Origin of the sequence: Nocardiopsis trehalosi NBRC 14201, from assembly GCF_001552555.1 — a bacterium.
Taxonomy (GTDB): Bacteria; Actinomycetota; Actinomycetes; order Streptosporangiales; family Streptosporangiaceae; genus Nocardiopsis_B; species Nocardiopsis_B trehalosi.
In genome coordinates this window covers 1-7,142 of record NZ_BCRK01000247.1, presented here as the reverse complement: position 1 = coordinate 7,142, position 7,142 = coordinate 1, and the positions used below count along the sequence as shown (strand labels likewise).

The following is a 7,142-nucleotide window of genomic DNA, read 5'->3' as shown; positions in this document are numbered from 1 at the left end:
GGGTACCGCGAGTCCCGCCGCAAGACGCTCACCCGCATCGGCGCCGAGGCGGCCGACGAGGTCAAGCGCACCGGCGAGATCAAGCCGCTGGCGCCCATGACGCCCTTCGAGCGCAAGGTCGTCCACGACGCCGTCGCGGCGGCCGGGCTCCGCAGCGAGTCCGAGGGCGAGGAGCCCCAGCGCTACGTCGTGGTGCACCCCGCCGACTAGCGGCGCCCGGCGCCATGTTTCACGTGAAACAGCGGCGCGCGAACGGATCGGCGCCCCCCACGCATAGGATCGTGGGGGGCGCCTTCGTATTCCCCCGTATCCCCGTCCCCGTCCGAGCGGCGACACGTCGACACGTCGACGTGTCGGGGTGCCGACCTGTCGCCGGGCGCCGACTCCAAGGTGGTGACTGATGACCTCGGGTGCTGACCGGCGTGTGGCACCGCCCGAGCAGGCCCGGACGATGTTCGGGGAGGCCCTGCCCCGCGTCGTCCGCTACGCGGACCTGCTCGCGGACGCCGGCGTGGAGCGCGGCCTCATCGGCCCGCGCGAGGTGCCCCGGCTGTGGGAGCGGCACCTGATGAACTGCGCGGTGGTCGAGGAGGTGATCCCCGAAGGCGCCGACGTGGTCGACATCGGATCGGGGGCCGGCCTGCCGGGCGTCGTCCTGGGGCTCGTCCGGCCCGACCTCGCGGTGACCCTGCTGGAGCCGCTGCTGCGCCGTACCGTCTTCCTGCGCGAGTGCGTGGAGCTGCTGGAGCTGACCAACGTCACCGTGCACCGCGGTCGGGCCGAGGAGGTCAAGGCGGACCTGCGCGCCGACATCGTGACGGCGCGGGCCGTCGCACCGCTGCCGCGGCTGGCCGGCTGGGCGCTGCCGCTGCTCCGCAAGGGCGGCAGCCTGCTCGCGCTCAAGGGCGAACAGGCCGAGACCGAATTGGAAGACGCCCGAGCCGATTTGTCGGCACAACGGCCCTGCGTCGCCGATGTGATCCGAGTCGGGCGCGGTAAAGTCGAACCCGCTACCACGGTCGTTCGCGTCACGGTCACATCCGAGAGCGACCATGCCACTCCATCCAGGCCGCGCCGTGCGCCGGGTGGCGGAAAGAAGCGCGGACGGAAGAGGTGAACTCATTCGTGCCCCAGAACCAGTCCGACGGCGCCCATGTTTCACGTGAAACAGCCCCGTGGGGAGACACCGACCTCGACGTCATGGCGCCGCCCCCGGGTATCGACGTGGAGGTCGATACCCCGATCGCCCGCGCGGCCCGCGCGGCCATGACGGTCCGCGGCCACGGCGACGACACGTGGCCCCGGCCCGCCGAGTGCCGCATCATGAGCGTCGCGAACCAGAAGGGCGGGGTCGGCAAGACGACCACGACCGTGAACATCGCGGTCTCCCTGGCGATGCACGGCAACCGGGTGCTCGTGGTCGACCTCGACCCGCAGGGCAACGCGTCCACGGCGCTGGGCATGGAGCGGGGCGCCGACTCCCGCTCGATCTACCACTGCCTGGTCGAGGACGAGAGCATCCGCGACCTCGCTCGCCCGGTGCCCGATATCCCGGGCCTGTGGTGCGTCCCGGCGACCATCGACCTCGCCGGCGCCGAGATCGAGCTGGTCTCCCTGGTGGCCCGCGAGTCGCGGCTGAAGCGGGCGTTCGCCGCCTACGACGTGAGCGACCTCGACTACATCCTCATCGACTGCCCCCCGTCCCTGGGGCTGCTGACGGTCAACGCCATGGTCGCCTGCGACGAGGTGATGATCCCGATCCAGTGCGAGTACTACGCGCTGGAGGGCTTGGGCCAGCTGCTGCGCAACGTCGACCTGGTGCGCTCGCACCTCAACCCCACGCTCGACATCAGCACCATCCTGCTGACCATGTACGACGGCCGGACCCGGCTGGCCTCCCAGGTCGCCGACGAGGTGCGCGGCCACTTCGGCGACCTGGTCCTGTCGACCCTGGTGCCGCGGAGCGTGCGCGTCTCCGAGGCGCCGAGCTACGGGCAGTCGGTCATGACCTACGACCCCGGGTCCACCGGGGCCGTCGCGTACATGGAGGCGGCGCGCGAGATCGCGCACCGGGCGAAGACGGGCGCACGGAACTGACCAATGGGACGGGAAGGGAGACGTCGGTGAGCCAGCAGCGGCGCGGACTGGGCAAGGGGCTGGGTGCCCTGATCCCGCAGGGGCCCGGTACGGCGGTGAGCGAGCCGGGTGGCGGCGGCGCGTACCTGGAGGAGATCGCGGTCGGCTCGGTCTCGCGCAACCCGCGCCAGCCCCGGGTGCACTTCGACGAGGACGCCCTGGCGGAGCTGCGGGCGTCCATCGCCGAGGTCGGGCTGCTGCAGCCCGTGGTGGTGCGCAAGATCGGCGCCGACCGCTACGAGTTGATCATGGGGGAGCGCCGCTGGCGCGCCAGCAAGGCGCTGGGGCTGGAGCGCATCCCCGCCATCGTGCGCGAGACCGGCGACGACGACCTGCTGCGGGACGCCCTGCTGGAGAACCTGCACCGCCAGCAGCTCAACCCGCTGGAGGAGGCGGCCGCCTACCAGCAACTGCTGGACGACTTCGGGGCGACCCACGACGAGCTGGCGCGGCGCATCGGCCGGTCGCGGCCGCACATCACCAACACGCTCCGGCTGCTCAACCTGTCGCCGCCGGTGCAGCGGCGGGTGGCGGCCGGCGTGCTGAGCGCGGGCCACGCGCGGGCGCTGCTGAGTGTGGACGACACCGAGGCGCAGGAGCGGCTGGCGCGCCGCATCGTGGAGGAGAACCTCTCGGTGCGGGCGCTGGAGGAGATCATCACCCTCGGGGACACCGACGACGCGCCGCCGGTGCGGCGCCGGTCGGCGTCGCGCGCGAACACGCCGCCGGAGCTGGACGCCTGGGCGAGCCGGCTCGCGGACGCGTTCGACACCCGGGTGAAGATCAACGAGGGCCGCAGCAAGGGGCGGATCGTGGTGGAGTTCGCGACCCGCGAGGACCTGGAGCGCATCATCGCCGCCATGGTCCCCGACGGCTCGGGCACCTAGGCGCCCGCCGCGTCGACACCTCGCCACGTCGACACCGCCGCGAACCGACAGGTCGCCCTGTCGACACGTCGGCTCGGAGGAGCGGGGGAGTGGGCAGCGGCGGCCCGGCCCAGCGGTGTTTCACGTGAAACGGCCGCCGGTGTTTCACGTGAAACACCGGCGGCCGTTTCACGTCGCGGCCGAAGCGCACGGGCGCGGTCGGCGCGGGGCCGCGCCAAACCCCGGGGCGGGGAAGGGGTCCGGTTCCGGGCATGCGGAGCCGCCCCCGGCGGCGACGGCGGGCGCGGCCGTGGTGCCCGGGGGAACCCCTATTTCCAGTCAACCCGCATCGAGGGTGTCCGCGCCAGTGGGATCGGCCGCCTGTGGACGAGCCTCCGCCGAAGACCCCTGCCGACGACCCTCCCTGCGGGAGCACGAACGGCGGCGGCCCGGGGGCCGCCGCCGTTCGCCGTGTGGTGGGACCGGTCAGATGAACTCTTCCAGGTCCTGGAGGAGGCGGCGCTTGGGCTTGGCGCCCATGATCTGCTTGACGACCTCACCGTCGCGGTAGACGTTCATGGTCGGGATCTGCATGACGCCGTACTCGCGGGTGACGTTCGGGTTCTTGTCGGTGTCGAGCTTGACGATCTTGAGCTTGTCGCCGTACTCCGCGGAGATCTCCTCCAGGATGGGGGCGACCTGGCGGCACGGGCCGCACCACTCGGCCCAGAAGTCGACCAGGACCGGCTTGTCGCTCTTGAGGACCTCGGTCTCGAAGCTGTCGTCGGTCACCTGGGGCAGGTTCGCCATGGCGGTACTCCTCGGGAAATCGGTTGCGAGCGGGAAGGTCGGGGGGCGGGCGCCGACGGGCTCAGGCGCCCATGTCGGCGAGGTAGCGCTCGGCGTCGAGCGACGCGGCGCAACCCGTGCCGGCGGCCGTGATGGCCTGCCGGTAGCTGTGGTCGACGACGTCGCCGCAGGCGAACACGCCGGGGATGTTGGTGCGGGTGCTCGGCGACTCGACGGCGAGGTAGCCCTCGGAGTCGCGGTCGAGCTGCCCCTCGAACAGCTCCACCCGGGGGTCGTGCCCGATCGCGATGAACAGCCCGCCGATGTCGATCGTGCTCTCGGCGCCGGTGACGGTGTCGCGCAGCCGGGCGCCGGTGACCTTGCTGTCGCCCAGCACCTCGACGACCTCACTGTTCCACAGGAAGCGGATCTTGTCGTTGGCGCGGGCGCGGTCCTGCATGATCTTGCTGGCGCGCAGCTCGTCGCGGCGGTGGATGACGGTGACGGAGCGGGCGAACCGGGTGAGGAAGGTGGCCTCCTCCATGGCGGTGTCGCCGCCGCCGACCACCGCGATGTCCTGGTCGCGGAAGAAGAAGCCGTCGCAGGTGGCGCACCAGGACGTGCCGCGGCCGGAGAACTGCTCCTCGCCGGGGACGCCGAGCTTGCGGTAGCCGGAGCCGGTGGCCACGATGACGGTGTGCGCGTAGTAGGCGTCGTCGCCGACCTTGACCACCTTGGGCTCGGCCTTGAGGTCGACCTCGGTGACGTCGTCGGCGACCAGCTCGGCGCCGAAGCGCTCGGCCTGCTTGCGCATGTTGTCCATGAGGTCGGGGCCCATGACGCCGTCGGGGAACCCGGGGAAGTTCTCGACCTCGGTGGTGTTCATCAGCGCGCCGCCCGCGGTGATGGACCCCTCGAACACGAGCGGCCGGAGTTCGGCGCGCGCGGCGTACACGGCCGCGGTATAGCCCGCGGGCCCCGATCCGATGATGATTACGTTGCGGACGTCGCTCACGCTGGTCGGCCCTTCGGTTCGCTCAGAGGGCCGGGACCCGGCCCTCGGGGGAAGTCGTCTCTACCAACAGATGGTAGGCGCGGCCAATTCCCGGCGGACCGCTGACGGGGCGCGACCGGCGTGAGCGGTCAGGGGGCGGGGACCGTGGTCTCGGCCAGGACGGCGTCGGCGGCGTCGGCACCGCCCGCGCAGTCGGCGGAGACCACCACGACCTCGTAGGACTCGGGGTCGCCTGCGGCACCGGCCGGGAAGTACAGCGCCCACGCCTGGCGGGGGTCGCCGTCGCCGCCCGGACGGAACTCGGCGAGGTCGATGAGCGTGGGCTGCTCCCCGGTGTCGCCCCGCAGCCCCTGGGCGCACGAGGAGACCTCGGCGGGGACCGCGGCGGGGTCGCCCTCGGACAGGACCTCCGGCGCCGCAGAGGGGCTCTCAGGCTCGTCGGCGGCGCCCGGGCCGGCGTCGGCCAGGACACCGGCCGCCTGGCCGGCGAGATCGTCCTCGGTGTAGCCGGTGCCGCTCTCCAGGAGGACGGGCCGGTACGGCGGGATGGCGTCGGGGGCGGCGGTGGTGCCGGGGCCTTCGGCCGGCGCGGCGGCGCCGGACTCGGCCGCCGGGGACATCAGCCCTCGGGCGACGGCGGCACCGCCGCCGAGGACCACGACCGCGGCCGCGGCGGCGGCCAGGTAGGGCACCCAGCGGTGGGCGGTGAACCGGGAGCGCAGCGACACCACGGAGGCCGTCCGGCCGGGGGGCGCGGCGACCGGCGCGGTCCCGGCGAGGCGCTCGCGCCGGGCGGCGGCCTCGGCTTCGAGGGCGGCGTCGAGACGGGCGACCACGGTGTCAGGAAGGGGTACGGCGGGGACCTCCGCCAGTACCCGTGCGACACCGGCGAGCTCGGTGAGCTGCTCGGCGCACTGCCCGCATTCGGACACGTGCTGCTGAACGGAGCGCTCTTCCTCGTCTTCCAGGAGTCCTTCGGCCGACAAGGCGAGAGTGTCCGCGTCCACATGAGACGTCACGATCTCCTGTCACCTCCTCTCGGGGATGTGACGTCTCGGGAACGCTCAGGGTTCCGCAGATGAACCAGATATGGCAGAAGTCGCGCGCGCCCGCGGGCGCACCGGCTCTTCACGGTGCCGGGGGCGATCTCCAGGATCTCGGCGGCCTCGTCGACCCGGTAGCCCATCATGTCGACGAGCACGAGGGCGAGGCGCTGCTCGGCCGGGAGCCGCCCCAGGGCGGCGTGCACGTCCATGGCGGAGTCGCTGCGGCCGGTGGGGTCGGGGGTGGTGCCCCGCGTGCGCTCGTTGGACAGGACGTCGAGCGTGGCGTCGTCGGTGGGGACCGCCGGGCGCACCATGCGGCGCCGCATGCGGTCGTGGCAGGCGTTGATGACGATGCGGTGCAGCCAGGTGCTCACCTGGGCCTCGCCGCGGAAGCGGTGGGCGCCGCGGAACGCCGACAGGAACGCGTCCTGGAGGGCGTCGGAGGCCTCTTCGGAGTCGCCGAGGACGCGGATGGCGACAGCCCACATGCGCTCGCGGTGCCGGCGCACCAGTTCCCCGAACGCCTGATCGTCACCTTGAGCGTGCCTGGACAACAGCTCCTTGTCGGGGAGCTCCTGAACCGCGTCCATCACCGTCGTCACGTTTTCCCGCGCAATGCGACCTCGTTGACCGTCCCCTTGTAGCCGCCCTCGTCCATGGGGACGTCCGTGAACCATACGACCACGTAGCGACCCTGGGCCGGATCATCGAGCTTAACCGCGGATTCGCCGCTGACCCCGTCCTGCTCGTAAACGGAGTCGAGTTGTGACATATCAGCCCCGTCGCCGACGAGGATCTGCACGCTGTGCGCCCCGCTGCCGAGGTTCAGGTCGACCTCGTGGACCTCGGCGGAGGCCTCCAGTTCGAGGAGCAGGCCGACCCCGCTCTTCAGGCCGCCGAGCCGAGGGCCCTCGTAGCTGGAGGTGCGCCACGCGGTGGAGGGGTCGCCGTCGACGGCGAGCGGCGCGCGGTCGTTGTGCTCGCCGCCGTCGTCGCCCTCGGGGTCGAACCCGGTGGCCGACGCGACGCCGAGGTCGGCGAGTTCGGCCTGGGCGTCGTCGGCCGCCTGCTGGTCGCCGCCGCCGGCGGTGTCGGCGGGGTCGCCGGCCATGCTGCTGCCGATGTTCCAGGCGGCGATGACCACGCCGACGAACACCAGCACGGCGATGGCGCCGAGCAGGCCGCGGATGACCCGCGAGGAGCCGTCGCCGCCGGCGGACCGCCGGGGCGCGGTGCGGCGCGGGCCGGGGCCGGGGGCGGACTGGAGGCCGAACTCGCCGGTGCGGCGGA

At 72.6% G+C, this 7,142-nt stretch carries 8 protein-coding genes and 1 pseudogene; 4 read left to right on the top strand and 5 right to left on the bottom strand.

The annotated features are described in order from the left end of the window. The 4 genes from NT8_RS26185 to NT8_RS26170 form a co-directional block, all read left to right on the top strand. Window positions 1-210: Jag family protein (locus NT8_RS26185; protein ID WP_281203535.1), on the top strand; the 210-nt coding region annotated here is incomplete at its 5' end. A gap of 190 nt (window positions 211-400) precedes the next feature. After that, entirely contained in the window at window positions 401-1,117 is a 717-nt protein-coding gene (gene rsmG, locus NT8_RS26180) for a 16S rRNA (guanine(527)-N(7))-methyltransferase RsmG (protein WP_067975188.1), read from the top strand. Window positions 1,118-1,266: 149 nt separating this feature from the next. Continuing rightward, on the top strand, window positions 1,267-2,097 hold the full coding sequence (locus tag NT8_RS26175) for a ParA family protein (RefSeq protein WP_174549636.1): 831 nt from the start codon (window positions 1,267-1,269) through the stop codon (window positions 2,095-2,097). A gap of 26 nt (window positions 2,098-2,123) precedes the next feature. Beyond that, window positions 2,124-3,023 carry a ParB/RepB/Spo0J family partition protein gene (locus NT8_RS26170; RefSeq protein ID WP_067975185.1) on the top strand — a complete coding sequence of 300 codons (900 nt, stop codon included), beginning with the start codon at window positions 2,124-2,126 and terminating at the stop codon, window positions 3,021-3,023. Window positions 3,024-3,488: 465 nt separating this feature from the next. Here the strand turns inward: NT8_RS26170 and trxA are convergent, their stop codons facing one another. From trxA to NT8_RS30130, 5 genes and pseudogenes are all read right to left on the bottom strand, one after another. Further along, window positions 3,489-3,812, bottom strand: a complete 324-nt coding sequence (gene trxA, locus NT8_RS26165; RefSeq protein ID WP_067975182.1) for a thioredoxin — start codon at window positions 3,810-3,812, stop codon at window positions 3,489-3,491. 61 nt (window positions 3,813-3,873) lie between these two features. Further along, on the bottom strand, window positions 3,874-4,806 hold the full coding sequence (gene trxB / locus NT8_RS26160) for a thioredoxin-disulfide reductase (protein ID WP_067975176.1): 933 nt from the start codon (window positions 4,804-4,806) through the stop codon (window positions 3,874-3,876). A gap of 128 nt (window positions 4,807-4,934) precedes the next feature. Further along, a complete protein-coding gene (locus tag NT8_RS26155) occupies window positions 4,935-5,792 on the bottom strand; it encodes a hypothetical protein (protein ID WP_245646341.1) in 858 nt (285 codons plus the stop codon). A 29-nt stretch (window positions 5,793-5,821) separates the two neighbouring features. After that, the gene (gene sigM, locus NT8_RS26150; RefSeq protein ID WP_067975190.1) at window positions 5,822-6,442 is read right to left on the bottom strand and encodes an RNA polymerase sigma factor SigM; all 621 of its coding nucleotides are present in this window, start codon (window positions 6,440-6,442) and stop codon (window positions 5,822-5,824) included. Between the two features lie 8 nt (window positions 6,443-6,450). After that, window positions 6,451-7,142 (bottom strand): annotated as a pseudogene (locus NT8_RS30130) (hypothetical protein); the annotation flags it as partial.